Here is a 26,693-nt window from a genome sequence, read left to right on the forward strand (position 1 = left end):
AAGCGTACGATTCGGCTATTTGAAGCGCGAGGCGTACTCGGAGGGGGTCTCGCCGAAGGCCGCTTTGAAACGGCGGGCCATGTACGAGGCGGAGTTGAATCCCGCTCCGAGCGCGGCATCGGTCACGCTCGTCTCCCCCGACTCCAGCACCTTCTTGACATGCTGCAGCCGCACGCGCAGCAGGTAATCCCCCGCGCTCATCCCCAGCGCGGACCGAAAGAGCCGCCCGAAATGCGACACGGAGACGCCCGCGACCTCCGCCAGCGTTCGCTGCTCCAATTCATAGGCGTAATGGAGGTGGATATATTCGACCGCGGCATTGATGCGCCCCTGCAGCGAAACGCTCTCACGCTCAGCCGGGAACGTCGAGAGCGTATTGCGGACGATCAGGTGTGTCAGGCTCTGCGCCAGCGAGGCGGCCAGCGGACGGGCCTGTTCCCGGCACGACTGCATAAAGAGCTGCAGCAGCGGCTGGATCCCTTCGTCCAGATCGAACATCTCGCCGTTGAATGCCGCCGGATCATCGCGGTATTGTCCGTAGATGCTCTCAAAACTGCCGGGATTGACGAAGATGGCGCAGTAGCGCGGCGGAAGGTAGTTCTGTACCTCGTGGTGCGCAATGCGGGGGGAGAGGCAGAAAAGATGGCGGGGCTTCGGCGTCAAACGCCTTCCGTCCAGGACGACCTGCGTCGCTTCGTCGTACTGGATCACGAACATATAGGCGGGGTGCTCATGTTCGGGCGTCACGGCATAACCGCACTGCCCGCCGACGGGGATGAACGCGCAAAACTCGGGCGCAACATAGGCATCGACGAAACGCAGCTGCTCCTCCGTCACATCGCCGACGAGCGATCGGATCGTCCGCAGCGCTTCGGACGAGATCGTCTGCATTAAGTGCCGTGACCGCGTTATGCCACGTCGACGTCCGAGAGGCCTGCCAGCTCCTCCATGATGGAGTTGTTGACGCGGATAGCCGAGTCGATGACGACGTTTTGCAGCTTGGAGACGATGTTGAGCTTCAGCGGGCGCGTGCCCGGGTGGCGGCGGACAAGACGGTAGAGCTCCTCGAGGCGCTCGACGCCGTTGTCCAGGTGCAGGCGCAGGGTCAGCGGCTCCTGCGGCACCTCGCGGATCTTCGTACTGATCTTCTTGCTCTCTTTCTTCACCTCTTTGAGGCTCATGATCTTCGTCACGCTCGTGCGGGTGAACATCTCCGTATGGGTCACCTTGACCTTGAAGGCAATCGGCTCGTCGAGGTTCATCGTCTCGAGCTCCTCGAGCTTGTCGCTGAAAAGCATCACCTCGAGGTTGCCGTGGAAGTCCATAAGGTTGACGATGCCAAACTGGTTCCCTTTCTTGGAGATCTTGTGCGTGATCTCCTCGACCTTCCCGATAAAGATGGCGAAGGAGCCGTCGGCGATGTTCTCCAGGTCGGACGAGAGGGTATATTCGAGCTGCTCGAGCTCCTCGCGGTAGTCGTCGAGCGGGTGGCCGGAGACGTAGAAGCCCAGGGTCTCCTTCTCGAACTCGAGGATCTGCTTGAGACCGAACTCCGGAGCATCTTCGAGCCTGAGCTGTACCGTGGTGACGTCGGCGTCGTCGCCGAAAAGACTGCCCGCGGCGTTCTTGCGCGCCTGCATGGAGTCCTTGGCCGTCTCGATCACCGTTTCCATCTGCTCGAGCAGCGCGCGGCGCGAATACTGGTAGCGGTCGAAGCCTCCCGCCTTGGCGATGGATTCGAGCACCTTCTTGTTCACCTTCTGCGGGTCGATGCGGTTGACGAAGTCCTGCAGGTCCGTGAACTCGCCGTCCTTGCGCACCTCGAGGATCGATTTGACCGCGGAGGTCCCGACCCCTTTGATGGCGCCGAGCCCGAAGAGAATGTAGTCCTGGTCATCCTTGCGGGTGGCGCTGAACTCGAGCTGCGAATCGTTGATGTCCGGCGGGCTCAGCTCAATGCCCATCCGCTTGACCTCATCGATGTACTTGACGACCTTGTCGGTGTTATCCTTCTCCGAGGTGAGCAGGGCCGCCATGAACTCCTGCGGGTAGTAGGTCTTGAGCCATGCCGTCTGGAAGGTGACCATCGCGTAGGCCGCCGAGTGGGACTTGTTGAAACCGTAGCCGGCGAACTTCTCGATCAGGTCAAAGAGCGCGGAGGCCTTCTTGTAATCCAGCCCCTGTTGCTGCGCCCCTTCGGAGAATTCACGGTTGTACTTCTCCATCAGGTCCGCTTTCTTCTTACCCATCGCACGCCGGACGATGTCCGCGCCGCCGAGGCTGAAGCCCCCGACGGTCTGGACGATCTGCATGACCTGCTCCTGGTAGACGATCATGCCGTAGGTCGGTTCCAGGGTCTCCTTGAGCATATCGAAGCTGACCTCCTCGAAGGGGTAGAAGATCTTCTTGCGCCCGTGCTTGCGTTCGATAAAGTCGTCAAGCATCCCCGACTCCATCGGTCCCGGGCGGTAGAGCGCCAGGACCGCAATGAGGTCTTCGAAGTTGGAGGGCTTGAGCCGCTTGTTCAGATCCTGCATCCCGCTCGATTCGATCTGGAACATCCCGACCGTGGCACCGGACTGGATCACTTCGTAGACCTTCGGGTCGTCCACATTGATCGTGTTCCAGTCGATCACTTCGTTGTAACGCGTCTTGACAAGCTTGATCGCGTTATCGATGACGTCGAGGGTCTTGAGGCCGAGGAAGTCGAACTTGATCAGGTCGACGTCCTCGAGGTAGTTGAGCGAGTACTGGGTGACGAAGGTCTCCTCCCCCGGCGGCTTATAGATAGGCGTCTTCTTCCAGAGCTCTTCGTTGCTGATAACGACCCCCGCCGCGTGCATACCGGCATTGCGCTTAAGCCCTTCGAGCTTGAGGCTGAACTCCCAGACGCGCTTCGCCTGCGGATCCGTGTCGATAAGTTCCTTGATCTTCGGCTCTTTCTGGAAAGCGCCCGGTTTGAAATCGTCGCCTTTCTTCTTGCCGTTGAGGGTGATCCCCAGCTCTTCGGGGATGAGCTTCGCCATCTTGTCCGCCTGACTCAGCGGCATATCAAGCACGCGGGAGACGTCGCGGATGACCCCCTTGGCCAGCAGGGAACCGAAGGTGATGATCTGCGCCACCTGGTTGCGGCCGTATTTACGCACGACGTAGTCGATCACCTCGCCGCGGCGCGCCTGCATGAAGTCCATATCGATATCGGGCATCGATACACGTTCGGGGTTCAAGAAACGCTCGAACAGCAGGTCGTACTTCATCGGGTCGATGTCGGTAATCTCCAGCGCGTAGGCGACGAGGCTCCCCGCCGCGGAACCGCGTCCCGGGCCGACGGCTACTCCCATCCGCTTGGCTTCGGCGACGAAGTCCCAGACGATGAGCATGTAGCCGGGGAACTTCATGGAGTTGATGACGTCCATCTCGTACTCCAGGCGCGCCCGGTACTCCTCGTGGCGCTCCTGCGGCACGTGTTTGAGACGCTCTTCCAGCCCCAGGCGGCAGCGGTGGATGAAGAACTCCGCGTCGTTCTTGTCGGCGGCTCCCATCCACTTTTTCTTATCGTCTGCCGTCGCGCCGGGCCCCAGCGGCGCATCGTCGGCATGGTCGATATTGAGTCCCTCTTTCGCGGCGTATTCGCGAGTGAATTTGAAGTTTGGCGGCGTCGGGTTGCCCAGTTCGAGCTCGAGCTGACACTTGTCGACGATCTCCTGGGTCGCCTCCAGCGCTTCGGGGATATCCGCGTAGAGCCGCTGCATCTGCTCCGGGCTCTTGACGTAGAACTCGTGGACCGAGTGGCGCAGACGGTTGGGGTCGTCGTAGAGTTTATTCATCCCGATACACATGAACGCCTCGTGGTACTGGGCGTCGTCGGGGAAAGTATAGTGGGTATCGTTCGTCGCGACGAGCTTGATCCCTGTCTCCTGGGAGAGCTTGAGCAACGGTTCGTCGATAAAGAGCTGATCGGCGATGCCGTGGCGCATCAACTCCAGGTAGAAGTCCTCGCCGAAGATCTCCTTGTACTCCAGCGCGACCCGCTTCGCCTCGTCGTAGCCGCCGGCCCCGAACTTGACGTTACGTTCGCTGTTGGTGTTGAGGTGCCAGCTCACCTCGCCCTGCAGACAGGCCGAAGTACAGACAAGCCCCTCGCTGTGCTCGCGCAGCTCCTGCTTCGTGATCCGCGGGAAGTAGTAGAAGCCGTGGATGTAGGCCATGGAGGAGAGGTACATCAGGTTCTCGTACCCCTTCTGGTTTTTCGCGTAAAGACAGATGTGAAAACGCTGTCGGGTGCTTTTGTCATCGAGGGTCTCGCCGTTGTGGATATACCCCTCCATCCCGATGATGGGCTTGATCCCCTCCCCTTTCATCTGGTGCCAGAAGTCGATGGCGCCGAACATGTTGCCGTGGTCGGTCATCGCCACGGAGGTCATCCCGAGCTCTTTGACGCGTTTGGCAAGATTGCTGATCTTGTTCGCGCCGTCGAGCAGGGAGTATTCGGTGTGCAGGTGCAGGTGGGTAAAGGGTTGGACGCTCATCGTAGGCCTTCAAAAACGTATTCGGTAATCAGGAAGTTATTATAGTGGGATGCGGGTAAAAAGAAGCTCTCGCCGAGCGCCGGGCTCGGGAATCGGAGGGCGCATTAAGCGGGGGGCGAAAGCACTAACGCCTAGAAGCGGTAGATGAGTCCGGCGAAATACTCTTTGCCCGGTGCGACCGTGATCGTCGGGTCCTCCCGGTCGAAGGTACCGTCCCCGCTCTTGTCGCCGGTGAAGTAGACCGTCTGGTAGTAGTGTTCGTCAAAGACGTTGTTGACCTTGACGTAGCACTCCAGTTCGTTGCCGCCGACGTGCATCGTATAGCGCGCCTGCAGGTTAAGAAAAGCGTACCCCGGCATCTTGATCATGTTCGTCTCGTCCGCATAGTATTCCGATTGCGCGTACACCTGACCGATCACCTTCAGGTTCGGCGAGAACCTTATTGTCGTGTAGAGGTCGAAGATGTTGTTCGGGGTTCTCGGCAGCTCGTTGCCGACGATGTCATACTCCGGTCCACGGTAGGCGATCTTCACGGGGTCATGTTTCGTGAACTCCGCCTTCAGATAGGTATAGGCGAGGTTGAACGAGAGGCGCCGCGTGGGGTCGCTCTTGAGGGAGAGTTCCACCCCCCGGTTACGCGCATCACCGATATTGTCCGTGATGCCGCCGCTGGTCGCGAACGAATAGGTCCCGAAACGGTAGCCGATGATATCTTTCGTATCCATCTGAAAAACGGAAAGCTCGTAATCGAGGAGATGGCCACCAAGATTCCCCCGCGCACCGACCTCGTAGGTGATGCTGCGCTCGACGTCGATGGGCACGGCCACACCGTCCGTACGGTTACGGTTTTCGTAGTTCGTGACCATCTTGTCCACCGTCGGCGTCCGGTAGCCGGTGGAGATGTTGGCGTAGAGGGTCGTATCGGCGTCAACGGCATAGGTCGTCCCGACCCGGTAGCCGTTTTCATTATAGGTGTGATCCTCGTAGAGTTTCTCATTGTTCCAGTCGGTACCGTTGTAGTCATGCGAAACAACTTTGTACATGTCTTTCTGAATATCGTGGCGCATGTTGAATACGGCCGTCCATGCCGCCGTGACGGCGTATTTCAGCTCACCGTAGAAGGCGTGCAGACGCTGGTCGTCATTAGTGTGTGTCAGCTCCCCGGCATAGTTCGCAACGGGGTTCCCCTCGACGTCCGTCGAATTGTAGTCGATGAGTGTCTCACTGCCCGACTGGTACTGGCGGTCGCCGAACTCATAGCCGACAAGATAGGCAAAATCCGCCAGCTCCTGTTTGAACTCCAGCTTGGCCCCCTTCTGTTTTTTGTGTTCCAGGGTGTGCCGCGCGTAGGTGTCACCGATGCCGTCGCCGTCGGTATCCTGCGGGCTGGAGATGTAATCGTATTCGTCAATGTAGTCGTAGACGTTCAGCAGCAGGTTCCCCCCGTTGACAAACTCTTTCGTATAGGTAAGGATGTACTTGTCCAGGTCGACCTCGTTGTCCTTCTGAAAGCCGCTCGCCGCCGTACCACGGGGATTGGCGTCCGCCGCGGTGACACCGGTCGATGAAGCGCGTTTTTGCTCCTCGTACTTGAGCGTCTTGTCGATGCCCAGCGTCACGTCGCTCGTGTCGTCGATATAGTAGGAGAGCTTGCCGCTGAGCGACTTGTTCCAGTAAGCAGAATCAACCCAGTAGCCGTCACTTTTGCGGTAGTTCGCGTTCAGACTGGCGGCAAAGCTCTCCCGGCTGATGCGGGCCGTCGCTTCGTAATCCTGGGCATTGAAGCTTCCCGCTTCCGCACTGACCGAATAGGCGTCGTCGCCGCCCCGTGGCTTGGAGGTCGTAATAACGATGGCACCGGCCATCGCGCGGTTGCCGTAGAGATAGGCTGCACTCCCCTTGATCACCTTGATGCTGGTGATATCGCTCATATTGAGACGGAACTTGCCGCTCTTGGCGTAGACGGGGACCCCGTCGACAATAATCGCGACCCCGGTATCCTCCCACATAAACTCCTGCTGGTTAATCCCCCGGATATGGATCTCGACGACTTCGTTGCCCATAAAGTCCGCCGTCACGCCCGGCACGGTCTGAAGCACCTCGTTGAGCTGCTTGGGGTTGATCTGCTCGATCAGCTCCTGATCGATGTAGTTCACCGTCGAGGCTTCGGTTCTTCCCGCCGCTTCGTTGGTGATCGTCGATGACTCGACGCTGATCGTCTCCATCGTATAGTTGTCCGCCGCTCCGAGCGTCGTAAACGCTCCAAGCAGTACGGCACTGGCAGCCGCAACACCTCTTTTCATTTATACCCTCCTCCTAAAATATTAAATAAACATATGTATTTAATATTGAATATAATAATTAAGACTAGATTCTAGGAAAGGGGTGTTACAGATGTGTTAAATAGAGGGTTTTCATGAAAATTAATTGCTAAATTCGAAAAAAATGGGCGGATTCGGTATCCGTCCGGGACGGCGCCTACACCGCTTCGCCGCTTTCGTAGCCGTAGGACTCCCAGGCAAGGACCGCAGCGCCGAGGGAGGTCGTGATCTGCGGAAACGCCGGCACGAAGATCGGTTTGCCCAGCTCGTTCTCGATGGCGTTGACCAGCCCGTTGTTGAGCGCCGGGCCGCCGTCGAAGTAGATCCCTTCGTGGATGCCGACCCGCTTCACGAGCTTCACGATCCGCTTGGCGATGGAGTAGTGGACCCCGCTGACGATCTCCTCGACTCGGTGGTTGTTTCCCAGCAGGCCGATGATCTCCGACTCGGCGAAAACGGCGCAGGTGCTGTTGATGGAGAGCGGCGTGCCGGTCGCCTTGAAGTGGTACTCCCCCAGTTCGTCCACGCCGATCTCCAGGTTGCGGGCGACGACGTCAAGGAACTTGCCCGTCCCCGCCGCGCAGCGGTCGTTCATCGCGAAGTTGACGACGTTCCCCTCGCTGTCCATGGAGATCGCCTTGGAATCCTGCCCGCCGATGTTGATGATCGTCTTAATCTCGCCGTGCTCCTGCGCCGCGGCCCGCGCGCCGATGGCGTTGGCGGTGATCTCACTGATGTTTTCGTCCGCCTCCTTGAAGAGTTTGCGGCCGTATCCCGTCGCGACGGTGTAGCGCAGCGCCTCCGGGGCGACGCCCACCTCCTCCATCAGCTGCGCCAGGCTCTCCTGGGCGTACTTGTAAAACATGCTGCCGCTGGCACTCACGCGGTGTCCGACCAGATTCCCCGTACCGTCGACGATAGCAATCTTGATCGCCGTCGAGCCGATATCGATCCCTGCAAAATACTCCACTACTGTCTCCTTTTTCTGCTCTTGAGCGATTCGACGAAGGCTTCGACCCGCGTCGTAAGCTGCCCGAGCTGGCTGGGGCTGTAGTCGCTCTCCAGGTAGAGGATGGGGATCCCCTCCTTCTCCATCGCCGCCAGCACCGAGCGCTGCTCCATCTCGTAGACCTGGCACCCCGCGAAGGCCTGGTAGACGACGCCATCGGCGCTGTACTCTTTCACCAGTTCGACGATGCGTCGGATCCGGTCGTCGTTGCGGGTAAAGACCGGGCAGGTGCACCCTTTCAGATAGCGGTCCGCCACCGCGTCGACCATGTCGTAAAGGAACCACTCGTCCACCGAAACCATGTCGTTGAAGAGCCGGTTCGAGGAGCAGCTCTCATCGGCGACGATCACCGCATCCGCCATCTCGATAAGCTGCGGTACCTTCAGGTTAGGGAAGATCGGGGGCGATCCGGTGTAAACAATGCGCGGGCTGCGCTTGCGGGCGGCGCCGATCCCCTCTTTTACCCTCGCCTCCATCTCCGCGAGCAGCCGCTCCACCGCCGCGCTCCACGCCTCGGTCTTGTCGAAGAAGAAAGCGTTGGTCACGAGGAACATATCGTTGCCCGAGATCGGCGGCAGCTCCGCTTTGCGCAGGGCGTTCAAGCGGTGGTAAAGCGTCTGGGCATAGCCGACCTTCTGGATGGAGGCTTTGAGCTTCCCGCGCGTCAGCTTCGTTTTCAGCTCCTTTGAGAGGGTCTTGGTGAAGTTGCGCACGCTGCGGCGCCAATACTCCCGACTCTCCTCGCTCTCTTTGACCCGGGGAAACTCCATCTCGTACACCGGGTAGCCCATCTCCTCGACGATCCCCGTCGCCTTCGTCTTCTGGTCGCAGGTCGTCGGGGTCACGACGAGGTCCGGGGTATCGGCGAAGTGGTCCGTCGCAAAGGCCCCCACCGTCGCCTTGACCAGCGGGCAGGATTTCGACGGCAGGTATTCGCCGCCGATCTCGTCGTCGGTGTAAAAGCCGTTGCAGAGCCGCACCGGCGCCGCGCCGAGGGCGTCGATCACCTCGTAAGGAACCTGGATGCACATCGTCCCCACTTTCGTTTTCCCCTCGTGCATCGGCGTCATGTCGCAGTGGTAGCGCCAGTGAAGCTCGTAGAAGTACGCCATCGCCTCCGGAGGGTTGACGGCGTATTCGCGCAGCGTGTCGAGCACCTTCACCGCTTCCATCGCCTTGTGGCGTCCCTGACGCTCTCTGGGCGTCTCTATCGTGTGGTCGTTACGGGCGTTCATCTTCGCCTCCGGGTCTGTCTATCTGCATACGTTTGGAAAATCCTTCCTTGGTGGACTGAAAAATGGTCAAACCGGCGATATCGGCCTGCAGGCACCCCTCTTCCGGGCAGGCGGCGATGCACTTCATGCAGAGCGTACAGTCGTCGCGTAGGATGTCGCGGCTCTGCACGTCATCGGCGATATCCTTGATCTGCATGTCGCAGACGGTGTAGCAGTCGCCGCACTTGGTGCACTTGCCGCCGTCCTTCTTCAGCTTCAGTATGGAAAACTTGCTGAAGGAGTACTGCAGCGCGCTCATCGGGCAGAAGAAACAGAAAAAGCGTTTCTTCACAAAGGAGCCGGCGAGGAACATCCCCGTGATGACCATCCCCAGCGCCGTCAGGATCATCGTCGTTTTGCTCGAGAAGTCGATCGTCCATTGCGAGAAATCCCCGACAAAGAGCGGCGTGATCATCCGCCCCGGGCAGATCTGGCAAAACGCCGCCCGCCACTCGCCCCCGATCAGCCCCGCGCCTATCGCCACCGGCAGCAAGAGCAGAAGAACGAGCAGCACGTACTTAATAACCTTGAGGCGGTTGAACTGCGTCTGGTTGTAGCTGCTGTAGCGGATGCCGAAAAGCTTGCGCAGCGAAGTGAGCCAGTCCTGCATCGTCCCCAGGGGACAGACGAACCCGCACCAGGCCTTGTTGAAGACGATAAACCAGAGCAGGAAGGTGACGAATCCAACCAGAATCCCGATGCTCGCCATGCTGAAGAGCATGCCCAGCGGCCGGCCGAGCTGATGCTGCAGCGGCAGCAGGTAGCACATGCCGCCGTTTTGGCGGTCGTAGCCGCAGGAGAGCACCGGCATATTGCTACCCAGATCGATCGCGAAGTAGGCTCCGTAGACCAGGAGCACGAAACTAACCAGCTGGACGATGGCGCGGAAACGGCGCAGGTTGCCCAGATCGAGGAAACGTCTAATCCTTTTCATCGAAACGGACCTCCGCATACGGCTTCACCCTCCGGCGCCGGTAGAGGTAGACGAAGATGCCGGTGAGCAGCAGCGCCGCCGTGCCGAAAAAGAGCGCAAAGGCGTACGACTTGTAGCTGCTCGGTTCCGGAAAGAAACGGCCGGGGTAGGTCGTCACGAAACGGTGTGTGCCGTACGGTGCCTCCCCAAGCGTGCCGTTCCCCTCTTCCGACCATGCCGCCGTCACGACAAAGCGCTCTTCGTGGCGTTTGTCAAATGCGTTCCAGGCCGGAAAATACGCTTTGATCAGCGTAAACGTTGCCGAGCCGTTTTCATCGGAAACGGTCCGTTTGCTCCACCCCTCGCCGGTGCGCATCGTCACGGCCACTCCGGCCTTCGGCACGCCTTTATACATCGTCTTGAACATCAGCGTGTCGCCGGAGACGAAATGCGTGAAAAGTCCCTCTTCCGCCTCTTTGACGCGGACAATTTCGAACGGAAGCGCCGTCTCATTTGAGCGGTTGAGCTCCACCTTGTCCCCGTGGCGGCCGTAGGTCAGCTCATACTTGGCGCTGTTCGTACAGCGCACGCCCTCTTTGACGCTATCTTCGACGTAGTAGACGGCGTAGCGCCCCGGGGTGCGGGTCGCGACAGTGAGCGACGCGCTGCCCCGTTTCACCGACACATTGGCCTCAACGCCCCGGTGGTCGTTGTCAAAGGCCATCGCCATCCCGCCGGCGCTGCCGAGCGTGCGAGGAGTGCCTCCTCTGCCGCCGGTCACCAGCCACAGTTTCGTGCGTCCCTCCGGGCGGCCGTATCCGCTGCCGGAGCCCATGCCTTCCCACTTCTTCGCCCCCGCATAGGGGTTTTCCCTGCTGATCCACAGGGGGGCGCAAAAGACCTTGGCATGCGTCGCTTTCGCATACGCTGCTTTCGGCACGATCCCCTCGGGCCTCGCCGCCAGTGCGGTCACCGCCGTCAGCGCGACGGCGATCAAATATTTGACCATATCTTCTCCTCGTTATAAATGGCTCAATCCGTTGATGGTTGCGATGCCCACCGCCATCAGCAACAGCGCGGCGATCCGCTCGATCGCCGTCTTGTAACGCGCAAGCTGCGCCACCGCTTCACGCGCCACCTGGGAGAAAAAAAGCCCGTACAGGGCCCAGGATGCGCTCACCGCCCCAAGGCCGAAGGCCAGGCCCATCGCCAGGGCATCCGCCGCGTTTGCGCTCCCTGCCGCCACTGCGATGAGCGACATGACGGGGGCGCAGGGGTTCAGCGTGATCGCAAACCCCATCGCAAAGTAGCCGACGCTCCCGGTCGTCCCCTGCCTTCCCCCTGAAACACTGCAACAGCGGCGCTGCCAGAAACTCCGGTGCAGCAGCACGCCGCCTACGAAAACGGTGCTGATCCCCAGCAGGCTCTGCGAAAGCGCGGGATCGTCGAGCAGCGACTTGACCGCCATCGCGCCGAAAGAGGCCGCCACCGCGATCAGGCTGTAACTGACGATCCGCCCCAGGCTGAAGATGGAAACGACATAAAGCGCCCCGCCCTCTCTGCCGTTTTGCGTCAGCAGCAAGGGGCTTAGAAAGGGCATACAGCTGAACATGCAGGCCGTCGCGCCGTAAGAGAGACCGATAAGCAGTAAAGAGAGGTACGCCATCAAAACCTTGTCTGCACACGCCCGGAAGCGATCCGGTATATTATTTGTAAATTATTAGTGATTATTACTTTTAACTGTTAATTATTTGTTAAATATACGCTCTCCCGATCTCCACATGCCGATTGCGGGGCGGAAGCGGCAAAAACGCAACAGCGGACAGCCCCGCGTGCATGGTAAAATATGCGTCAGACATCCCGCCTCCAAAGGATTTTCATCAAGCGTCTCAAACCCCTCCTGGCGCGGCTGGCCGAGCGATACGGCAGACCCGTGCTCTGGCTCTACGCTTTTATCTTTCTGCTGGCCGCCACGGGGCTGCTCGCGGCGGTCTACTTCCTGCTCGGCTGGCTGATGCTGCAAAGCCCGAACGCCGTACTCGTGCTGACCGGAGTGCTCGTCGCACTGATTTTTTTCCTGAACCGGCGGCGCAAATGAGCCCGCTGACGCTTCATTTCGACCATGATGATTTTGCCGTTGTCGCCAAACCGGCAGGGATGAGCTTTCACAGCGAAGCCGGGGCCGGGGCCGGATTCGTCGTACGGGCCGCTGAACTCACCCGGTGTCCCCTCTACCCGGTCCACCGCCTCGACAAGATGACCTCGGGGCTCGTCATCCTCGCCAAGAGCAGCGAAGCGGCCGCTGCCTTTACGGCGCTGTTCGAAAAGCGTGAGATCGAGAAGTACTACCTCGCCCTCAGTCTGCGCAAACCGAAAAAGAAGCAGGGATGGATCAAGGGGGACATGGCCAAAGCGCGCCGCGGCGACTGGAAACTGCTCAAAACGACGGAAAACCCGGCGGTGACCCGCTTCATCTCCGCCCCCCTGCGCGAAGGGGAGCGCGCCTTCCTCGTCAAACCCTACACCGGCAAGACCCACCAGATCCGCGTGGCGCTGAAAAGCCTGGGCTCCCCCATCGCCGGCGACGTGCGCTACGCCGACAAGGCGGAGGCGGACAAAGAGGAGCGCGGCTACCTGCACGCCTACGCCTTGTGCTTCACCTACAACGGCGAGCCTTTCAGTTTCACCCTTTCCCCCGACGAAGGGGAGCGTTTTCTGTCGCCCGAGTTTACTGATCTGCTGCAGGCATGGCAGGTCCCCTGGGAGCATTTTCCCGAGAAGAAATAGTCCTTCCCGTTACCACTGACATATTTTTTTGCGTTATACTTGAAACACCACGACCCTGACGGGTCCGAGCGGAGCGACAACGTGAACCCCTCAACCTACGACGTCCTCATTGTCGGCGGCGGCATCTCCGGTGCAGCGCTGCTCTATGCCCTGGAGCGCTACAGCGATCTGGGCAGCCTCTGCCTCCTCGAAAAATACAGTGCCCTGGCCACGCTCAATTCCAGCGCTACTTCCAACTCGCAAACCCTGCACTGCGGCGATATCGAAACGAACTACACCCTGGAGAAAGCGGCCAAGGTCAAACGGACCGCCAAAATGGTAGAGAAATACTGCCTGCAGCACGGCTACGAGAACGATATCATCCTTGCCCACCAGAAGATGGCCCTGGGTGTCGGGTACGACGAAGTCAACTTTATGACGAAGCGCCACGAGGAGTTCAGCAACCTCTACCCCTACCTACGGATCTATGACCGTGACACGCTCAAACGGATCGAACCCGCCGTCGTTTACGACGCGGACGGCATGGAGCGTCCGGAGCCCATCGTCGGTGTCGGTGTACAGGGGGAGTACACCACCGTCGACTTCAAGCGCCTGAGCGACTCCTTCGTCGAAAACGCCATGCGGGGGAAACAGATCCACACAGACGTTTTTTTTAACCAACACGTCATGCAGATCGAAAAACGCGGAGAGCTGTTCGAGGTCCGCAGCGGCGGCGGCACCTACTACGCCCGCTTCGTCGTCGTCGACGCCGGGGCCCACAGCCTATTCCTCGCGCACCGCATGGGGTACGGGCTCGACTTCGGTATTTTGCCGATGGCGGGCAGCTTCTACCGCTCGACAAGGCATATCCTGAACGGCAAGGTCTATATGGTCCAAAACCCCAAACTCCCCTTCGCCGCCCTGCACGGCGACCCGGACCTGCTGCTGGGCGGCCTCACCCGGTTCGGCCCCACGGCCCTGATGCTGCCCAAACTGGAACGCTACAAGCGCGGGACGTATATCGATTTCCTCCGGACGCTCCGATTCGACCACAATATCGCAAGCATCTTCTACGACCTGCTCAAAGACCGGGACATCCGAAACTACGTCCTGCGCAACTTCCTCTTCGAAGTGCCGTGGCTGAACAAGCGCCTCTTTGTCAGGGATGCGCGAAAGATCGTCCCCTCGCTGCAGCTCTCCGACATCGAGTACGCCGCCGGTTTCGGCGGGGTCCGCCCGCAGGTGCTCGACAAAAAACAGCGCAAACTGCTGCTGGGAGAGGCGAGCATCGATACCGGCGAAGGGATCGTGTTCAATATGACGCCCTCCCCGGGGGCGACGAGCTGCCTGGGCAACGCCCGGCGCGACGTGGAAACGGTCTGCGCCTATCTCGGCCGCCGCTTTGACCACGCCCGCTTCGATGCGGAACTTACCGAAGGAGACCGTCCATGAAAAAGCTGCTCTACATCACGGACCAGCAGGAGTACGCCGACCACGGCACCATCGCCCCGCTCTTCGGTCACTACCTCAAAAAGTACCTGCAGGTCTCGATCGTCTACTACACCCGCTACAAAGACAGCTTCCAGTACAAAGGCGACGACTGTATCGTCCCCGAGGAGAAGCTGCATTCGATCATCGGCTACCTCGACGAAGAGGGGGTGGATGTCGGCAGCTTCGATTTTATCCTGGTGCGCAACCGCTTCGATATTCTCCGCACGGTGCTCGCCCACCGTGCGCGCTACGGCTACAGGGTCGGTTTCCGCCTCTCCTTCCCCAAGAACGAGACGGCCTACGCCGCCATGATGGCCAAATACAAACGCGCACTCCTGCCCTCCCTCGCCCTGAAGTACAAGCGCGGCCGGGAGCGGAAACTGATCGAAGCCTGCGATCTCTTCCTCCCCTCTTCGGCGATGCTGGCCTCGGGGCTCTACCCCGCTCTGGCGCTGCCGACGTTCCCCCTGCCCGCCGGAATCGACCCCGCGCGCATCGCGGGCCCCAAAAACGACGGTACCGCCCCGCGGCGCTTTATCTACGTCGGCTCCCTCGACCCGCTGCGGCGTTTCGAAACGCTGCTCGACGCTTTTACCGCGCTCACCCGCCTGGAGTGGTCCCTGGATATCTCCACCTTCGACCCCACCTATCTCAAAACCATCCTCAAAGGGTACCCGATGCTCTCCGGGCGCATCCGGATACTGCAGGCAGCCAACCTTTCGGAACTGGGACGCCAGATCGGCGCCTGCGATGTCGGCCTGGCCCTGATGCCCGCCCTGCCGATCTTTGCCATGACCCTTCCGGCAAAGGTGATGGACTACTACGCCGCCGGCGTACCGGCACTGCTCACCGATACTCCCAAGAACCGCGACCGCCTGCGCGACGGGGATGAAGCCTTCTTCTGCGCTTTCGATGCCGCCGCCATCGCCGCGACGCTCGAAACCCTGATCCGCAGTGACGCCGCGCACCTTGCCCTCGTCCGCGAACAGGGGCTCAGGCGGCTGCTCGGAGCGGGACGCTCCTACGACGTCATGGCCGAACAGCTCTACCGCCGCCTCACCGCGATCTGAACGCAGTAATTGCATAGCAATTCTTGGCTACAATGACGCAAAAATGAAGGAGGATTCATGTCTACATTTGAAAATGTCAGTGTCCAGAAAGAGGCCAACGTCTACTTCGGAGGGAACGTCACGAGCCGGACGCTCACCCTGCCTGATGGCAGCGTCTTAACCCTCGGCATCATGCTGCCGGGCGAATATGAGTTCGGCACGGGCAAACCGGAGCTGATGGAGATTTACGACGGGGAACTGGATATCCTGCTGCCGGGCGAGAGCGCTTGGCAGACGATCCACGGCGGCCAGAGTTTCAATGTCGGGGGCGACACCAAGTTCCAGGTCCGTGTCAAAAGCATCACGGACTACTGCTGCACCTACCTCGACGCGTAACGGCGCCTAGGCGCAGTAATCGGCGAGCACGCCGCGTTTTACGTTCTCATAGGCGGACTCCCCCGCCAGTTTCTTCACGATCTCGAGCCCGAAACAGATAGCGGTACCGGGACCGCGCGACGTCATGACGTTCGCATCTTCCACGACCGCGGCGCGCGCTCCCTGAAACCCTTCCGTCCGTATCTCCTTCTCGACACCGGGATAGGCCGTATAGTTCGGCTTCAGCACACCGGCGGCATTGAGGGCGATCGGCGCCGCACAGATGGCGCCGATCGGCTTGCCCTTGGCATCCATCTCCCCCAGCAGCGCCTGGACACCGGCATGTTCTGCAAGGCGTTTCGTGCCGCCGCCCCCGCCGGGCAGGACGATCATATCGATATCGTCCGCACCCAGCTCCCCGATGGGCGCTTCGGCCTTGACGACCAGGCCGTGGGCTCCTTCAACCTCCAGTGCGTTGTCCAATGAACGTACGAGAACGTCGATTCCGCCGCGGCGCAGCACGTCGATGACGGCAACGGCTTCGATCTCTTCAAATCCCTCGGCCAGTGGGACCAATACTTTTTTCGGCATGTGAGACTCCTCAATCAGCTTAATAGGATAATTGTAGCACGGAAGAAAAAAAGAGAGAGGAAAAACCCCGGGCAGAATGCCGGGGAGGCGGGATTATTTTACTTTTTCGACATACTCGCCGTCAACGGTGTTGACTTTGATCGTATCGCCTTCGAGGACATGATAGGGGACCTGTACGACGGCACCCGTCTCCAGCGTCGCCGGCTTCTTGGAGCCGCTTGACGTATCGCCTTTGAAGTTAGGTGGGGTTTCGGTAACGACGAGTTCCATCGTATCCGGCGCATCGACGGAGATCGCCTGGCCGTTGTGGAAAACGATCTCCACGTTGGTACCGTCTTTGAGCCACTTCATCGCATCTTCGCACTGCTCATACAGCAGGCCGAGCTGCTCGTAACTCTCGTTGTCCATGAACTGCAGCATTTCGCCGTCGTCGTAGAGGTACTGCATCGTTTTGTGTTCCATGTTCGGCACTTCGAACTTGTCGCCCGCATGGACCGTCTTCTCGATCACTTTTCCGTTGAGGAAACTCTTGACTTTCATACGGACGAATGCCGCACCCTTGCCCGGTTTGACGTGCTGGAACTCCACGACCTTGAAGGGTACGCCCGAGATCTCAAGGCGCACGTTTTTCTTGATGTCACCCATTCCGATTGTTGCCATCATATACCCTTAGATTATAATTTTCCGGGATTTTACACTATTTTCGCTAAAAAGCGGCGGGGTCACTGGTACCAGTGTCGCCGGATGCGCCGCCCCGATTCGTATTCGTCCACCAGAACCCGCGGCGGCGTCCCCCGCGAAAGGGTGATGATGATATTGCGCTGTCCGTCGACGATCAGCATCTCCCCGTGCTCCAACGTCTTGTAGTCGCCCCGGCTGACGTGATCGTAGACGATGCTGAGGACATGATCGTATTTAGGCAGGGTAAAACCCTCAATCGGCACTCCGTCGACGAGGTGCTGGTAGAGCAACCGCTTGGCCAACAGCAGCGTCGCAAAGAAGGTCGCCGTGCTGCGCATTGAAGAGGTCTTGACCAGGGGGCGCTGCAGGTCACCCAGAGGGTTGATCATGTCGCTTTTGGCGCAGGCCATGCCGACCATCGCGGCAAAGTGGGCTTCGCGGCTGCCGGCGTAATAGGCCGACAGTCCCGATTTGCATGCCTGCAGATAGTCGCCGTCGCGGTAGAGGGCAAGTACCTGTTTCGTATCGGCGCCGTAGCTTGAGAGCGTCAGGAGCGCCAGGAGTGTCATTAGAGTAAATAATCGCTTCATGGTGGGCATTATAGCACTTCTGCCGACGCAAGGAAAAACGGCGTCGGGACCCTTCCTAGTGCATCTTCAAGCAACTTTCGCTAAAATCGTCCCCCATGCAGATAACGATCGATGAATATGCCAACCGCTTCAAAATGTCCAAAGAGATGATCCGCGCCAAACTGCGTGCGGGCAGACTGCCGCATACCGTCATCGACGGCACGACCTACATTAGCGTTGAAGCGCCGGCCACGACCGCTCCCAGGCAGAGCACCCCGCAGCGGACTACCGCCGGGGCCGTCATCATGATGTACCAAAAAGAGAATGCCGAGCTCAAGCGGAAGATCGAGGAGCTGGAGACGAAGATCGACCGCCTCATCGGGGACAAGGAGCAGATGCTGCGCGAAGAGCGCGACCGCATCGAGAGCATCTATGTCTCGCGGGACGAACAGCTCAAATCCTTCCTGGAGCTTGTCAACGCCAAACTCGTGCAGGAGGGGCTCAAACTCGCCTCGCATACTGAAGCGACAGAGACGGCCCCCTTCGGTGACATCCCGGCGGCCCAGCCCCTGTCCGAACAGATTGAGCTGTTCCGCTACCTCGAGGCCAAGCACTTCTCCTCTTCGGAGACGAAAACGGTCAAAAAGCGCTTCGCAAAAGCGTACGGCAGCGATATCCGCGTCATCCAGCAAAACGGCGAATTTTTCCTCGACTTCTCCAAGTACGACTACAGCGATCTTCTGGCGCGCTGAGCGCACCCTCAGGACATCGCCTTTCCGATAGCGTCCAACACTATATATTTGCCCTCATCCATCCTCTCCCGATAAATTATTTTTATACGGAATACCGTATAAAATATACGATTTTATGTAATCTTTGTGTATTTTATAGTCTTTATATACCTCTATTTTCTATAAATGTACTATTATTGTATTTTATATACGGTTTTTTGCTTTATTTAAGAATCCTTCTTCTACAATGGAGCAATGGAACACTCCGATCTTTTCAATATTCTGCACAATGCGGTGGAAGCCCAGGGCAACGGCAAGAAGATCACTCAAAAAGAGATGGCGTCGCTGCTCGGGGTCTCCATGCGCACCTATCAGGACTGGCGTTTGGGCAATGCGAAGCCGCAGGCTGCCAGGGCCGTCATGCAGATGCTGGGGAAGCTCGAAGACGACGACATCATCAGGGTCGTGCGAAAAATCAACCGATTGGAGGAAGCCTCATGACGACGTTGACACAAAAAGAGCGTGAAGATCTGCAGTCCGTTTTCAATTCAATTTCCGATAGCGAACCGACACGGGGCGCCAAACTATGCCGTATAAAGAATATAATTTTTCTTTATATTCATTCCCGTTTCCACCATCTACTGAAAAAACGGGTTTCCTACCAAAAATAGGCACTTCCGGGGGACAAATCCCCCCATTTCCCCCCAAAATCAATCACTTGAAGATAAATTTAAGCAAACAGACTATAAAGTAACCGTCAGAACAGCTTTGCGAGCGCCAATCCCCTAAATTGCGTGCTCCAAGAGGTGTTATATTTCAATGACTTGGAGCGTTTTATGAACAAAGCACAGTTTGTCGAACTGGTTCAGAAGCACGGTGACTACAAAACTAAAGCAGAGGCAGAAGCTGCCATTAAAGCATTCGCGGATGCGGTAACGGAAGCACTCGTCGCAAAAGAGGATGTCACACTTGTTGGTTTCGGTAGCTTCACATCTGCCCTTCAAAAGGGAAAAAGCGGTACGGTTCCGGGTACGGACAAAAGCTACACAACAGCGGACAAAATGGTTCCGAAGTTCAAAGCAGGAAAAGGTCTCAAAGACCGCGTTGCCGAAGGCAAATAACTCCTCACTCCGGCCGCGTGCCGCGGCCCGCTTTCCCCATACAACCATTAACTTCTGATTCTAATCCCTTCATAACCCATTTCAGACAGGATTCTTCTGGCACACTCATGCCCATAAACATCTATGCATGCAAAGGCACCCTATGGAAAAAATGACCAAAACGGAACAGGAGTGGCGTGCGCAGCTCTCGCCGGAAGCCTACCACGTCTGCCGCGAGCACGGTACGGAAGCCCCCTTCAGCGGAAAATTCTACCAGCACAAAGGCGACGGTGTCTACCGCTGCGTCTGCTGTGACGCGCCACTCTTTACCTCGGATACGAAGTTCGATTCGGGGACGGGCTGGCCGAGCTATTTCGAACCCTACAGCGACGAGGCACTGGTCGAGATCAAAGATACGAGTTTAGGGATGACGAGGGTGGAGGTAAGGTGCGCGCGCTGTGACGCCCACCTGGGGCATGTCTTTCCCGACGGTCCGGAACCGACGGGGCTGCGCTACTGCATCAACTCCGTCTGCCTGACCTTCGATGAGGGGTGAATTTAGAAGTTGACGGCCAGACCGATCATGTAGTTGTTCATCGCCTCGGACGTGTTGACATACTCGACGTAGAGGTCCAGCTGGTTGTTCAGCTCGTACATTCCGGCAATACCGCCCGAAATCGCCAGATCGCCGCGTGAGTGAAGCTCGTCGCCGAGGTTCGGGAGAATGAGACCGAATTTCGGGCGGACTTTGAAGGCGGAACCCGGGATATCGATCGTATAGGTCGCATAAACACCGAGGGTCGTGACGTCGATCTTGTTGTTGCTGTTACTGATTTCCGGTGCAACCAGGGATGTACTCAGCTCCGCTTCCACACCGAGGTTTTTCAGCACAGTGTCAAGCTCCAGACCGCCCTTGATCGCCAGACCGACGCCGTCGTCGACATGTTTCGGCATCGCTTCGAGACCGATGCCCGCACCGACGTAGAAACCGTTACTGCCCTGCTGCTGGGCGTAGAGAGAAGATGAGAGCAGCACTGCCGCTGCGACTGATACAATTTTTTTCATCATTTTGTCCTTTCTATTGTTATGGCCGGCATTATAGCACCATGAGATATAATGGCGGAAAAAAAGGAGAGCCTATGCGAAAATTTTTCGCCTTTACCATCCTCTTTCTTGCTGCAGCAGCCCTCTTCGGCACACCTGCCAAACACCCCCATGTCCTTCTGAAAACAAACCAGGGAACGATCGAACTCGAGATCCGTGAAGACCTCGCTCCCCTGGCGGCGGAAAACTTCCTCACCCACGTCAAAGAAGGCTACTACGACGGGATCATCTTCCACCGTATCATCAAGGGCTTCATGATCCAGGGCGGCGACCCGACAGGCACCGGCCGCGGCGGCGAATCCATCTGGCACAAACCCTTCAAAAACGAGTACGCCCCCAACGTCATCTTCGACAAACCGGGTATCCTTGCCATGGCCAACGCGGGGCGCAATACCAACGGCAGCCAGTTCTTTATTACAACGGCGGGGGCCCCCTGGCTGAACGGCGGCTACACGATCTTCGGTTATGTCGTCAAAGGGATGGATGTTGTTTATAAACTGGAAGGGGTCCGCACAGGCAGACAGGACCGTCCGCTGGAGGCGCAGACGATTCTCAAGGCAAGCGTCGCCGAGTAGCGGCGCTTAGAGCATCATGCCGCGGATCGTGTAGAAGATCGCGGCGGATAGCACGGCGGCAGCGGGAACCGTGATCACCCATGCCGCAATAATCTTCTTGATCGCATCGCGCTTGACATATTTGATCTTCTCGGCGCGCTTGAGCTGCTTCTTATCAATACGGATCTTCTCCTCTTCTTCCTCGATCATCTGGTACAGCTGGACGATACGCTCGTAATCCTCCTGGCTTTTGCCCTCTTTCGCCTCCAGGGTCTCCTTCTCGGCGTTCATTGCATTCAGGACCTTCTCATCCTCGGCCAGCTGACGGCGCTCGACGCGGATCAGCTCCTCCTCTTTCGTATGGTAGAGGAATTCGCGCAGGAAACCGACGCCGAAGACGCCGCCGATGGCGATGTGCGTGGAGCTGACCGGCAGGCCGAGCTGTGATGCGACGATGACCGTAATGGCCGCCGCCATCGCGATGCTGTAGGCGCGGACCTGGTCGAGCTCGGTGATCTCGCTGCCGACGGTGCGGATCAGCTTCGGACCGTAGAGCGCCAGCCCCAGCGCGATCCCGATGGCGCCGACGAGCATGACCCACATCGGGATACTCGCCTTGGTGCTGATAACGCTGTGCTGCACGGCATCGGCGATCCCCGCCAATGGACCGACGGCGTTGGCGACGTCGTTCGCCCCGTGGGCGAAGCTGAGCAGCGCCGCGGCGAAGATCAGGGGAATCGTAAAGAGCTTGTTGACGTCGTCACGATGGTTGCGCAGCGACACTGCTGCCGTGGCGACCATCGGCTTGACCATAAAATAGATCGCGACGGCCGCGGCAAATCCGATCCCCAATGCCGTCGGAAAATCGATTTTGACGATATGCTTGACCCCTTTGAGCATCAGGTAGGTGACGAAGGCCCACCCCATCACCGCGACATAGAGCGGGACCATTTTCTTCATGGCGCTCAGTTTATCCTCTTTGTAGATCATCGTCTTCTTAATGGTAAAGAGGAAGAGCGCGGCGATCACCCCGCCGAGCAGCGGTGAGATCACCCAGCTGGCGGCGATGGTACCCATCGTGCCCCAGGCAACGGCGCCGAAACCGGAAGCGGCGATCCCCGCCCCCATGACGCCGCCCACGATGGAGTGCGTCGTCGAGACCGGCGCTCCCATCGTCGTTGCCAGGTTGAGCCAGAGCCCGCCGGCCAGCAGCGCCGCCGTCATGGCCCAGATAAACTGGGAGGCATCGACGAAGGCTGCAGGATCAATGATCCCTTTTTTGATCGTCCCGACGACGTCGCCGCCGGCGATAATGGCCCCGCTGGCTTCAAAAATGGCGGCGATAATGATCGCGCCGCCCATCGTCAGTGCCCGGGAACCTACGGCCGGTCCCACATTGTTGGCGACATCGTTCGCCCCGATGTTCAGCGCCATGTAGGCACCGAAGAGCGCGGCAATCGCCAGAAAGAGGCTGTTGGTGACGCCGGAGTGCGTTACCGAGCTGTAAAAGAGTACGCCGACCATGAAAAAGAGGGCCAGCCCCAGTTTCGTAAAATCGTTTTTCGAGCTTTTGACAGCCTTCTTCTCCATTTTTTTGACGGTTCTAATATCCATCGTTTCTCCCCAATTGATGTTTATAAGTGATAAAGCGCCTCGTAAACCTTCAGCGCCTGTGCATGTGCCTTGACGTCATGCACCCGTATGATCTCTGCGCCGTTGCGCACGGCTTCGAGATGCAGAGCCAGCGTTCCCGGTAACCGCTCAAACGGTTCGGAGGGAACAATTTTAGCAATCATCGACTTACGGCTGGCCCCGACGAGCAGCGGGTATCCGAAGCGTCTGAAATGCTCCAGGTCGCGGATAAGTTTGAGGTTGTGTTCCAGGCTCTTTCCGAAGCCGATGCCTACATCCAGCACGATCTCTTCGACCCCGTATGCCTTTGCCTTGGCGATGCGGGATTCGAAAAAGTCGCCCAACTCCCCGAAAAGATCGTCGTACTCCGGCTGCGACTGCATCGTCTGCGGGGTGCCCTGCATATGCATGATCACCGCCGTGGCGCCGTATTCGCCGCAGAGCTTCGCCACCGCGTCGTCGGCCAGGCCGGTAATGTCGTTGACGATCGTAAAGCCCCGCTCCAGGGCATACGAGAGCACCGAAGGCGCGTAACTATCCAAGCTGAAGTCCGCCCGCTCGTAGAGGCGGTGGGCGTAGGCCGCATCGATGACGGGCTTCACCCGTTCAAGCTCTTCGTCTGCGGGTACCGCCGCGGACCCCGGCCGGGAGGAGACCCCTCCGAGATCGATGATCTGCGCCCCCTCCTCGATCATCGTTTCGATCCGTTCGACCGCGGCGGCATCTTTGAAACGGCTCCCCGAAAAGAAGCTGTCCTCGTTGGTGTTGACAATCCCCATAATCTTCGCCGCTCCGGGCTTTTTCACCCCGGCAAAACGCTTCAGCTCGAGGGCCACCTCCTTGAGCCCGAAGGGCTGGGCCAGCTCCTTGCGGGAAAGCTCTTCAAGCTGCCGCGTCGTCGCCAGCAGCAGGGCGTCGACCCGCGGGGTCTGCGCCAGGATCGTCCCCTTGGGCACCGCCAGATCCGCCCCGACGGAGAGGGCGTCCTGTTTGAGGATATTGGCCGCGCCGACATGCAGGTCGCGAATGTAAATGAAATGGAGCGCCGCCTTGGCCGCGAGGATCTTCCGTCCCCCGGCGTCGACATCGAGACGCGCCAGCAGCGTCCGAATGTCGCTCTGCGTCGAGAGGCGTTCAACCCGCACGACGCTGCTCCGGCAGAAAGGGCATCAGTACCGTCAACAGGACGTTCTGCAGCCGGGCGTTTACTTCCAGCAGCCGGAACGCCTGTGCGAAAGCGTCGAGCTGCTCCGTGCTCAGCGGAAGTTTCTCGACAACGCTCGCCTGGTAGAAAAGCCGCTCGATCAGCGCCTTGGACTCGTGGCGGTCCATCCGTCCTACCGAGGTGACGAAGCCGTAAAGCGCCCCCAGGTCGAGCGATCCCAGGGTCAGCTCCACCCCCTGCGGCGCTTCGCCGGAGAGCTCGTTGAGGATCGGCAGGCGCGAACGTACCGTCGGCAGCAGCACCGACTTGCTCGGCGCAATGATAACGAGGGCGATATTGGTGGGAGGTTCTTCAAGCAGTTTGAGCAGGGCGTTCTGGGAGTAGATGTTGAACTGTTTCGCCGCCAGGACGACGTATTTCAGCGACGCCTCACTGATATAGGCTTCGGCGATGACCGCTTTAGCGTCCTCGATGAGGAAATCGTCGCGGACGAAACCGACGACGCGGCTCGGGTGCACTGCCTTTTTGAAAGCCTCGAAGCGCTCCTCGATCTCCTCGGCGAGGATGATGTGGCTGCGTTCGAAACTACTCATCCGCGTCGACCTCCCCGAAGAGGACCGCGTTGAGCGAGAGGTCGAACAGGCGGTAGAGCTGCAGGAGCTTGATATCGAGGTAGGGGTCGAAAGAGCGCAGCTTCATCGCGTGGCCGAACTCTTCATCGAGGAGCCAGAGGCAGCTGTTGTCCGCCCGCTTGGCGATCTCGGAGCGGGGGTCGCTCCCCTTGCCGACGTACCAGAAGAAGTAGTTGCCCGCGAAGGAGAGGTCGAGCATGTCGGCAAGCATATCCATCGCGTCGCCGCTCGTCATCTCATCGAACTCCGGGTAGATCCGGTCCAGGCTGATCAGCGGCACCATCGGCCGGTCGTTGGAGAGCTGGTTGATCGTCGAGGAGATGTAGTGCTGGAACCATTTGCGCTTGCGGTCGGTCACCAGGACGATCGTCTTTCCCGTGACGATCTGCGACACGGCGAGCATGGTGGAGGCCGTCCATTCGAAACGGTTCTCTTCGACCCAGTTGAACGACGCCCCCTCGGAGCGTATGGTCTCGAGCATCCATTTCATGAACGACTGCATGGGGGTTTACTTCTCCAGTTCGTAAACGCTGTGAAGCGCGCGTACCGCCAGTTCGGCGTACTTTTCATCGATAACCATGGAGACCTTGATCTCGGAAGTGGAGATCATCATGATGTTGATGTTCTCCTGCGCCATCGACTTAAACGCCTTCGCGGCAACACCCGTGTGCGATTTCATGCCGACGCCGACGATGGAGACCTTACAGATCTTTTCGTCGTAGCTGGCCTCTTTGATCTCGCCCTCTTCGATAAAGGTCTCGACGACTTTTTTCGCATCGCCGAGTTCGTTCATCGGGACCGTGAAGTCCAGGTTCGTCGAGTCGTCATGCCCCAGGGTCTGGATGATCATGTCGATGTTGACGTTGTTCGATGCCAGCTTGCCGAAAATATCGGAAGCGATGCCGGGACGGTCGACAACGCCTCCGAGTGAGATACGCGCCTGATTACGGTCGAGCGCCACACCGCTAACCAATGGTTTTTCCATAATGTTCTCTTCCTTTGTGATCAATGTCCCTTCGGCATCCGAAAAGCTCGAACGGGTGACGAGGTTGACGTTAAGTTTCTTGGCCAGTTCGACCGAACGGTTCTGCAGGACTTTTGCGCCGAGCGATGCAAGCTCGAGCATCTCGTCGTAGGAGATCTTCTCCAGCTTTTTCGCCTTCGGCTCAATGCGCGGATCGGTCGTATAGATTCCGTCGACGTCCGTATAGATCTCGCAGAGATCCGCTTCGAGCGCCCCGGCGATCGCCACGGCGGAGAGGTCGCTGCCGCCGCGGCCGAGCGTCGTGACGCGCCCCTGCTCGTTGACACCCTGGAAGCCCGCGACGACGACCACCTTGCCCTCGCCAATTGCGCGGCGCATCGGCGTCGGGTCGATGTGCTCGATCCGCGCTTTCGTATGGACCGTGTCGGTCACGATCCCCGCGCGGCGGCCGCTCATGGATTCGGCCGGCAGCCCCATTTCGTTCAAAGCGATGGAGAGCAGCGCCGCCGTGACCCGCTCACCGGAGCTCAGCAGCATATCCACCTCTTCGCGCTGGGGGTTGTCGCTGTAGTGTTCGGCGTAGGAGACCAGCTTGTTGGTCTCACCGCTCATCGCCGAAACGACGACGACGACGTCATTCCCCTCTTTGACCGTTTTGGCAACGCGGTTGGCGACGTTCTGGATGCGCTCCAGGTCGCCGACGCTCGTACCACCGTATTTCTGAACAATCAGCATCTTACAGATACCCCTTTGCTTTAAAATAGCCGATCACCTTCTCGTAGATCGGTTTCTTGAAGTGTGCAACGTAGTCATACAGTGCATCGATCTCGATGAACTTGTAATCGATAAACTCCGGATGTTTCGTCTCCAGGTTAATCTTCGCCTTGTGCTTGAGGCGTACGAGAAAATAGCGCTGTGTCTGCCCGCAATAGGGGCGCATGCGCTCCGCGACGTGCTCCGGAAAATCATATGCAAGCCAATCGGGATACTCGGCGACGACTTCCACCTTTTTCGTACCGATCTCCTCTTCGATCTCGCGGATCAGCGCCTCTTCGGGAGACTCTCCCCGGTCGATACCCCCCTGCGGGAATTGCCAGATGCCGCTGATATCGCTGCGTTCGGCGATAAAGATCTGCTTGACCTCCGGGTACTCCGGCGGGACAATGATCGCCGCGACGTTCGGACGGTAGGGTTTGACGGATTCCATAGGCCTCTTTACTCG

28 protein-coding genes are annotated in these 26,693 nt (G+C 58.7%); 10 read left to right on the forward strand and 18 right to left on the reverse strand.

The window, feature by feature from the left end; genetic code table 11:
- Positions 1-15: 15 nt before the first annotated feature.
- The 8 genes from WCX72_RS08135 to WCX72_RS08170 all read right to left on the reverse strand — a co-directional run bounded on the left by WCX72_RS08135 (position 16) and on the right by WCX72_RS08170 (position 11,712).
- A complete protein-coding gene (locus WCX72_RS08135; protein WP_345969318.1) occupies positions 16-891 on the reverse strand; it encodes an AraC family transcriptional regulator in 876 nt (291 codons plus the stop codon).
- A gap of 17 nt (positions 892-908) precedes the next feature.
- On the reverse strand, positions 909-4,529 hold the full coding sequence (gene dnaE, locus WCX72_RS08140) for a DNA polymerase III subunit alpha (RefSeq protein WP_345969319.1): 3,621 nt from the start codon (positions 4,527-4,529) through the stop codon (positions 909-911).
- A gap of 131 nt (positions 4,530-4,660) precedes the next feature.
- Positions 4,661-6,832: a TonB-dependent receptor gene (locus tag WCX72_RS08145; protein WP_345969320.1), complete on the reverse strand. Its 2,172-nt coding sequence runs from the start codon at positions 6,830-6,832 to the stop codon at positions 4,661-4,663.
- 175 nt (positions 6,833-7,007) lie between these two features.
- Positions 7,008-7,820, reverse strand: a complete 813-nt coding sequence (locus tag WCX72_RS08150) for an acyl-CoA dehydratase activase (RefSeq protein ID WP_345969321.1) — start codon at positions 7,818-7,820, stop codon at positions 7,008-7,010.
- Positions 7,820-9,094 (reverse strand): double-cubane-cluster-containing anaerobic reductase, encoded by a 1,275-nt coding sequence (locus tag WCX72_RS08155; protein ID WP_345969322.1) that lies wholly within the window; start codon positions 9,092-9,094, stop codon positions 7,820-7,822. The genes WCX72_RS08150 and WCX72_RS08155 overlap by 1 nt, the downstream gene beginning before the upstream one ends.
- A complete protein-coding gene (locus tag WCX72_RS08160) occupies positions 9,081-10,067 on the reverse strand; it encodes a 4Fe-4S binding protein (protein WP_345969323.1) in 987 nt (328 codons plus the stop codon). The genes WCX72_RS08155 and WCX72_RS08160 overlap by 14 nt, the downstream gene beginning before the upstream one ends.
- A complete protein-coding gene (locus WCX72_RS08165; protein ID WP_345969324.1) occupies positions 10,054-11,055 on the reverse strand; it encodes a hypothetical protein in 1,002 nt (333 codons plus the stop codon). Before WCX72_RS08165 ends, WCX72_RS08160 begins: the two co-directional genes overlap by 14 nt.
- Before the next feature lie 12 nt (positions 11,056-11,067).
- A complete protein-coding gene (locus WCX72_RS08170) occupies positions 11,068-11,712 on the reverse strand; it encodes a sulfite exporter TauE/SafE family protein (RefSeq protein WP_345969325.1) in 645 nt (214 codons plus the stop codon).
- 180 nt (positions 11,713-11,892) lie between these two features.
- Here WCX72_RS08170 and WCX72_RS08175 point away from each other — a divergent pair, with 180 nt between their 5' ends.
- From WCX72_RS08175 to WCX72_RS08195, 5 genes are all read left to right on the forward strand, one after another.
- Positions 11,893-12,144, forward strand: a complete 252-nt coding sequence (locus WCX72_RS08175) for a hypothetical protein (RefSeq protein ID WP_345969326.1) — start codon at positions 11,893-11,895, stop codon at positions 12,142-12,144.
- Positions 12,141-12,833 carry a TIGR01621 family pseudouridine synthase gene (locus WCX72_RS08180; protein ID WP_345969327.1) on the forward strand — a complete coding sequence of 231 codons (693 nt, stop codon included), beginning with the start codon at positions 12,141-12,143 and terminating at the stop codon, positions 12,831-12,833. The genes WCX72_RS08175 and WCX72_RS08180 overlap by 4 nt, the downstream gene beginning before the upstream one ends.
- An 81-nt stretch (positions 12,834-12,914) precedes the next feature.
- Positions 12,915-14,264 (forward strand): FAD-dependent oxidoreductase, encoded by a 1,350-nt coding sequence (locus tag WCX72_RS08185; protein ID WP_345969328.1) that lies wholly within the window; start codon positions 12,915-12,917, stop codon positions 14,262-14,264.
- Positions 14,261-15,373: a glycosyltransferase gene (locus WCX72_RS08190; protein WP_345969329.1), complete on the forward strand. Its 1,113-nt coding sequence runs from the start codon at positions 14,261-14,263 to the stop codon at positions 15,371-15,373. The genes WCX72_RS08185 and WCX72_RS08190 overlap by 4 nt, the downstream gene beginning before the upstream one ends.
- Before the next feature lie 57 nt (positions 15,374-15,430).
- Positions 15,431-15,748, forward strand: coding sequence for a pyrimidine/purine nucleoside phosphorylase (locus WCX72_RS08195; RefSeq protein WP_345969330.1), 318 nt, complete (start codon positions 15,431-15,433; stop codon positions 15,746-15,748).
- Between the two features lie 6 nt (positions 15,749-15,754).
- Here WCX72_RS08195 and WCX72_RS08200 read toward each other — a convergent pair whose 3' ends face one another.
- The 3 genes from WCX72_RS08200 to WCX72_RS08210 form a co-directional block, all read right to left on the reverse strand.
- The gene (locus WCX72_RS08200; protein WP_345969331.1) at positions 15,755-16,318 is read right to left on the reverse strand and encodes a DJ-1 family glyoxalase III; all 564 of its coding nucleotides are present in this window, start codon (positions 16,316-16,318) and stop codon (positions 15,755-15,757) included.
- Between the two features lie 93 nt (positions 16,319-16,411).
- Positions 16,412-16,978 carry an elongation factor P gene (efp, locus tag WCX72_RS08205; RefSeq protein ID WP_345971539.1) on the reverse strand — a complete coding sequence of 189 codons (567 nt, stop codon included), beginning with the start codon at positions 16,976-16,978 and terminating at the stop codon, positions 16,412-16,414.
- Positions 16,979-17,040: 62 nt separating this feature from the next.
- The gene (locus WCX72_RS08210) at positions 17,041-17,589 is read right to left on the reverse strand and encodes a hypothetical protein (RefSeq protein ID WP_345969332.1); all 549 of its coding nucleotides are present in this window, start codon (positions 17,587-17,589) and stop codon (positions 17,041-17,043) included.
- Between the two features lie 95 nt (positions 17,590-17,684).
- Between WCX72_RS08210 and WCX72_RS08215 the strand changes: the two genes are divergently transcribed.
- The 4 genes from WCX72_RS08215 to msrB all read left to right on the forward strand — a co-directional run bounded on the left by WCX72_RS08215 (position 17,685) and on the right by msrB (position 19,955).
- Positions 17,685-18,320, forward strand: coding sequence for a hypothetical protein (locus tag WCX72_RS08215; RefSeq protein ID WP_345969333.1), 636 nt, complete (start codon positions 17,685-17,687; stop codon positions 18,318-18,320).
- Positions 18,321-18,554: 234 nt separating this feature from the next.
- Positions 18,555-18,800 (forward strand): helix-turn-helix transcriptional regulator, encoded by a 246-nt coding sequence (locus tag WCX72_RS08220; protein ID WP_231018463.1) that lies wholly within the window; start codon positions 18,555-18,557, stop codon positions 18,798-18,800.
- Positions 18,801-19,135: 335 nt separating this feature from the next.
- On the forward strand, positions 19,136-19,420 hold the full coding sequence (locus tag WCX72_RS08225) for an HU family DNA-binding protein (protein WP_231018465.1): 285 nt from the start codon (positions 19,136-19,138) through the stop codon (positions 19,418-19,420).
- Positions 19,421-19,562: 142 nt separating this feature from the next.
- Positions 19,563-19,955 carry a peptide-methionine (R)-S-oxide reductase MsrB gene (gene msrB / locus WCX72_RS08230; RefSeq protein ID WP_345969334.1) on the forward strand — a complete coding sequence of 131 codons (393 nt, stop codon included), beginning with the start codon at positions 19,563-19,565 and terminating at the stop codon, positions 19,953-19,955.
- Between the two features lie 2 nt (positions 19,956-19,957).
- Here the strand turns inward: msrB and WCX72_RS08235 are convergent, their stop codons facing one another.
- On the reverse strand, positions 19,958-20,467 hold the full coding sequence (locus tag WCX72_RS08235; RefSeq protein ID WP_345969335.1) for an outer membrane beta-barrel protein: 510 nt from the start codon (positions 20,465-20,467) through the stop codon (positions 19,958-19,960).
- A gap of 71 nt (positions 20,468-20,538) precedes the next feature.
- On the opposite strand from WCX72_RS08235, the gene WCX72_RS08240 reads away from it, so the two are divergent.
- The gene (locus WCX72_RS08240; RefSeq protein ID WP_345969336.1) at positions 20,539-21,078 is read left to right on the forward strand and encodes a peptidylprolyl isomerase; all 540 of its coding nucleotides are present in this window, start codon (positions 20,539-20,541) and stop codon (positions 21,076-21,078) included.
- Between the two features lie 6 nt (positions 21,079-21,084).
- Here WCX72_RS08240 and WCX72_RS08245 read toward each other — a convergent pair whose 3' ends face one another.
- From WCX72_RS08245 to WCX72_RS08270, 6 genes are read right to left on the reverse strand one after another with little or no spacing between them, the layout of a single operon-like run.
- Entirely contained in the window at positions 21,085-22,671 is a 1,587-nt protein-coding gene (locus WCX72_RS08245; protein WP_345969337.1) for an inorganic phosphate transporter, read from the reverse strand.
- Between the two features lie 20 nt (positions 22,672-22,691).
- Entirely contained in the window at positions 22,692-23,834 is a 1,143-nt protein-coding gene (gene folP / locus WCX72_RS08250; protein ID WP_345969338.1) for a dihydropteroate synthase, read from the reverse strand.
- Positions 23,824-24,447, reverse strand: coding sequence for a DNA polymerase III subunit delta' (locus WCX72_RS08255; RefSeq protein WP_345969339.1), 624 nt, complete (start codon positions 24,445-24,447; stop codon positions 23,824-23,826). The genes folP and WCX72_RS08255 overlap by 11 nt, the downstream gene beginning before the upstream one ends.
- Positions 24,440-24,988 (reverse strand): HobA family DNA replication regulator, encoded by a 549-nt coding sequence (locus WCX72_RS08260; RefSeq protein ID WP_231018472.1) that lies wholly within the window; start codon positions 24,986-24,988, stop codon positions 24,440-24,442. Before WCX72_RS08260 ends, WCX72_RS08255 begins: the two co-directional genes overlap by 8 nt.
- Positions 24,989-24,994: 6 nt before the next feature.
- A complete protein-coding gene (locus WCX72_RS08265; protein ID WP_345969340.1) occupies positions 24,995-26,206 on the reverse strand; it encodes an aspartate kinase in 1,212 nt (403 codons plus the stop codon).
- A gap of 1 nt (position 26,207) precedes the next feature.
- Complete coding sequence (locus tag WCX72_RS08270; protein ID WP_345969341.1) at positions 26,208-26,678, reverse strand: RNA pyrophosphohydrolase; 471 nt, start codon at positions 26,676-26,678, stop codon at positions 26,208-26,210.
- Between the last annotated feature and the right edge of the window lie 15 nt (positions 26,679-26,693).

The sequence above is a fragment of the Thiomicrolovo immobilis genome, assembly GCF_039645955.1.
In the GTDB taxonomy this organism is placed as follows: Bacteria; Campylobacterota; Campylobacteria; order Campylobacterales; family Sulfurimonadaceae; genus Thiomicrolovo; species Thiomicrolovo diazotrophicus.

Excerpts from the sequence above, each read along its gene's own strand:
- WCX72_RS08135 (WP_345969318.1), bottom strand. The coding sequence starts at position 891 with ATGCAGACGATCTCGTCCGAAGCGCTGCGGACGATCCGATCGCTCGTC.
- dnaE (WP_345969319.1), bottom strand. The coding sequence starts at position 4,529 with ATGAGCGTCCAACCCTTTACCCACCTGCACCTGCACACCGAATACTCC.
- WCX72_RS08145 (WP_345969320.1), bottom strand. The coding sequence starts at position 6,832 with ATGAAAAGAGGTGTTGCGGCTGCCAGTGCCGTACTGCTTGGAGCGTTT.
- WCX72_RS08155 (WP_345969322.1), bottom strand. The coding sequence starts at position 9,094 with ATGAACGCCCGTAACGACCACACGATAGAGACGCCCAGAGAGCGTCAG.
- WCX72_RS08160 (WP_345969323.1), bottom strand. The coding sequence starts at position 10,067 with ATGAAAAGGATTAGACGTTTCCTCGATCTGGGCAACCTGCGCCGTTTC.
- WCX72_RS08165 (WP_345969324.1), bottom strand. The coding sequence starts at position 11,055 with ATGGTCAAATATTTGATCGCCGTCGCGCTGACGGCGGTGACCGCACTG.
- WCX72_RS08170 (WP_345969325.1), bottom strand. The coding sequence starts at position 11,712 with ATGGCGTACCTCTCTTTACTGCTTATCGGTCTCTCTTACGGCGCGACG.
- WCX72_RS08175 (WP_345969326.1), top strand. The coding sequence starts at position 11,893 with ATGCGTCAGACATCCCGCCTCCAAAGGATTTTCATCAAGCGTCTCAAA.
- WCX72_RS08180 (WP_345969327.1), top strand. The coding sequence starts at position 12,141 with ATGAGCCCGCTGACGCTTCATTTCGACCATGATGATTTTGCCGTTGTC.
- WCX72_RS08190 (WP_345969329.1), top strand. The coding sequence starts at position 14,261 with ATGAAAAAGCTGCTCTACATCACGGACCAGCAGGAGTACGCCGACCAC.
- WCX72_RS08195 (WP_345969330.1), top strand. The coding sequence starts at position 15,431 with ATGTCTACATTTGAAAATGTCAGTGTCCAGAAAGAGGCCAACGTCTAC.
- WCX72_RS08200 (WP_345969331.1), bottom strand. The coding sequence starts at position 16,318 with ATGCCGAAAAAAGTATTGGTCCCACTGGCCGAGGGATTTGAAGAGATC.
- efp (WP_345971539.1), bottom strand. The coding sequence starts at position 16,978 with ATGGCAACAATCGGAATGGGTGACATCAAGAAAAACGTGCGCCTTGAG.
- WCX72_RS08210 (WP_345969332.1), bottom strand. The coding sequence starts at position 17,589 with ATGAAGCGATTATTTACTCTAATGACACTCCTGGCGCTCCTGACGCTC.
- WCX72_RS08215 (WP_345969333.1), top strand. The coding sequence starts at position 17,685 with ATGCAGATAACGATCGATGAATATGCCAACCGCTTCAAAATGTCCAAA.
- WCX72_RS08220 (WP_231018463.1), top strand. The coding sequence starts at position 18,555 with ATGGAACACTCCGATCTTTTCAATATTCTGCACAATGCGGTGGAAGCC.
- WCX72_RS08225 (WP_231018465.1), top strand. The coding sequence starts at position 19,136 with ATGAACAAAGCACAGTTTGTCGAACTGGTTCAGAAGCACGGTGACTAC.
- msrB (WP_345969334.1), top strand. The coding sequence starts at position 19,563 with ATGGAAAAAATGACCAAAACGGAACAGGAGTGGCGTGCGCAGCTCTCG.
- WCX72_RS08235 (WP_345969335.1), bottom strand. The coding sequence starts at position 20,467 with ATGATGAAAAAAATTGTATCAGTCGCAGCGGCAGTGCTGCTCTCATCT.
- WCX72_RS08240 (WP_345969336.1), top strand. The coding sequence starts at position 20,539 with ATGCGAAAATTTTTCGCCTTTACCATCCTCTTTCTTGCTGCAGCAGCC.
- WCX72_RS08245 (WP_345969337.1), bottom strand. The coding sequence starts at position 22,671 with ATGGATATTAGAACCGTCAAAAAAATGGAGAAGAAGGCTGTCAAAAGC.
- WCX72_RS08255 (WP_345969339.1), bottom strand. The coding sequence starts at position 24,447 with ATGAGTAGTTTCGAACGCAGCCACATCATCCTCGCCGAGGAGATCGAG.
- WCX72_RS08260 (WP_231018472.1), bottom strand. The coding sequence starts at position 24,988 with ATGCAGTCGTTCATGAAATGGATGCTCGAGACCATACGCTCCGAGGGG.
- WCX72_RS08265 (WP_345969340.1), bottom strand. The coding sequence starts at position 26,206 with ATGCTGATTGTTCAGAAATACGGTGGTACGAGCGTCGGCGACCTGGAG.
- WCX72_RS08270 (WP_345969341.1), bottom strand. The coding sequence starts at position 26,678 with ATGGAATCCGTCAAACCCTACCGTCCGAACGTCGCGGCGATCATTGTC.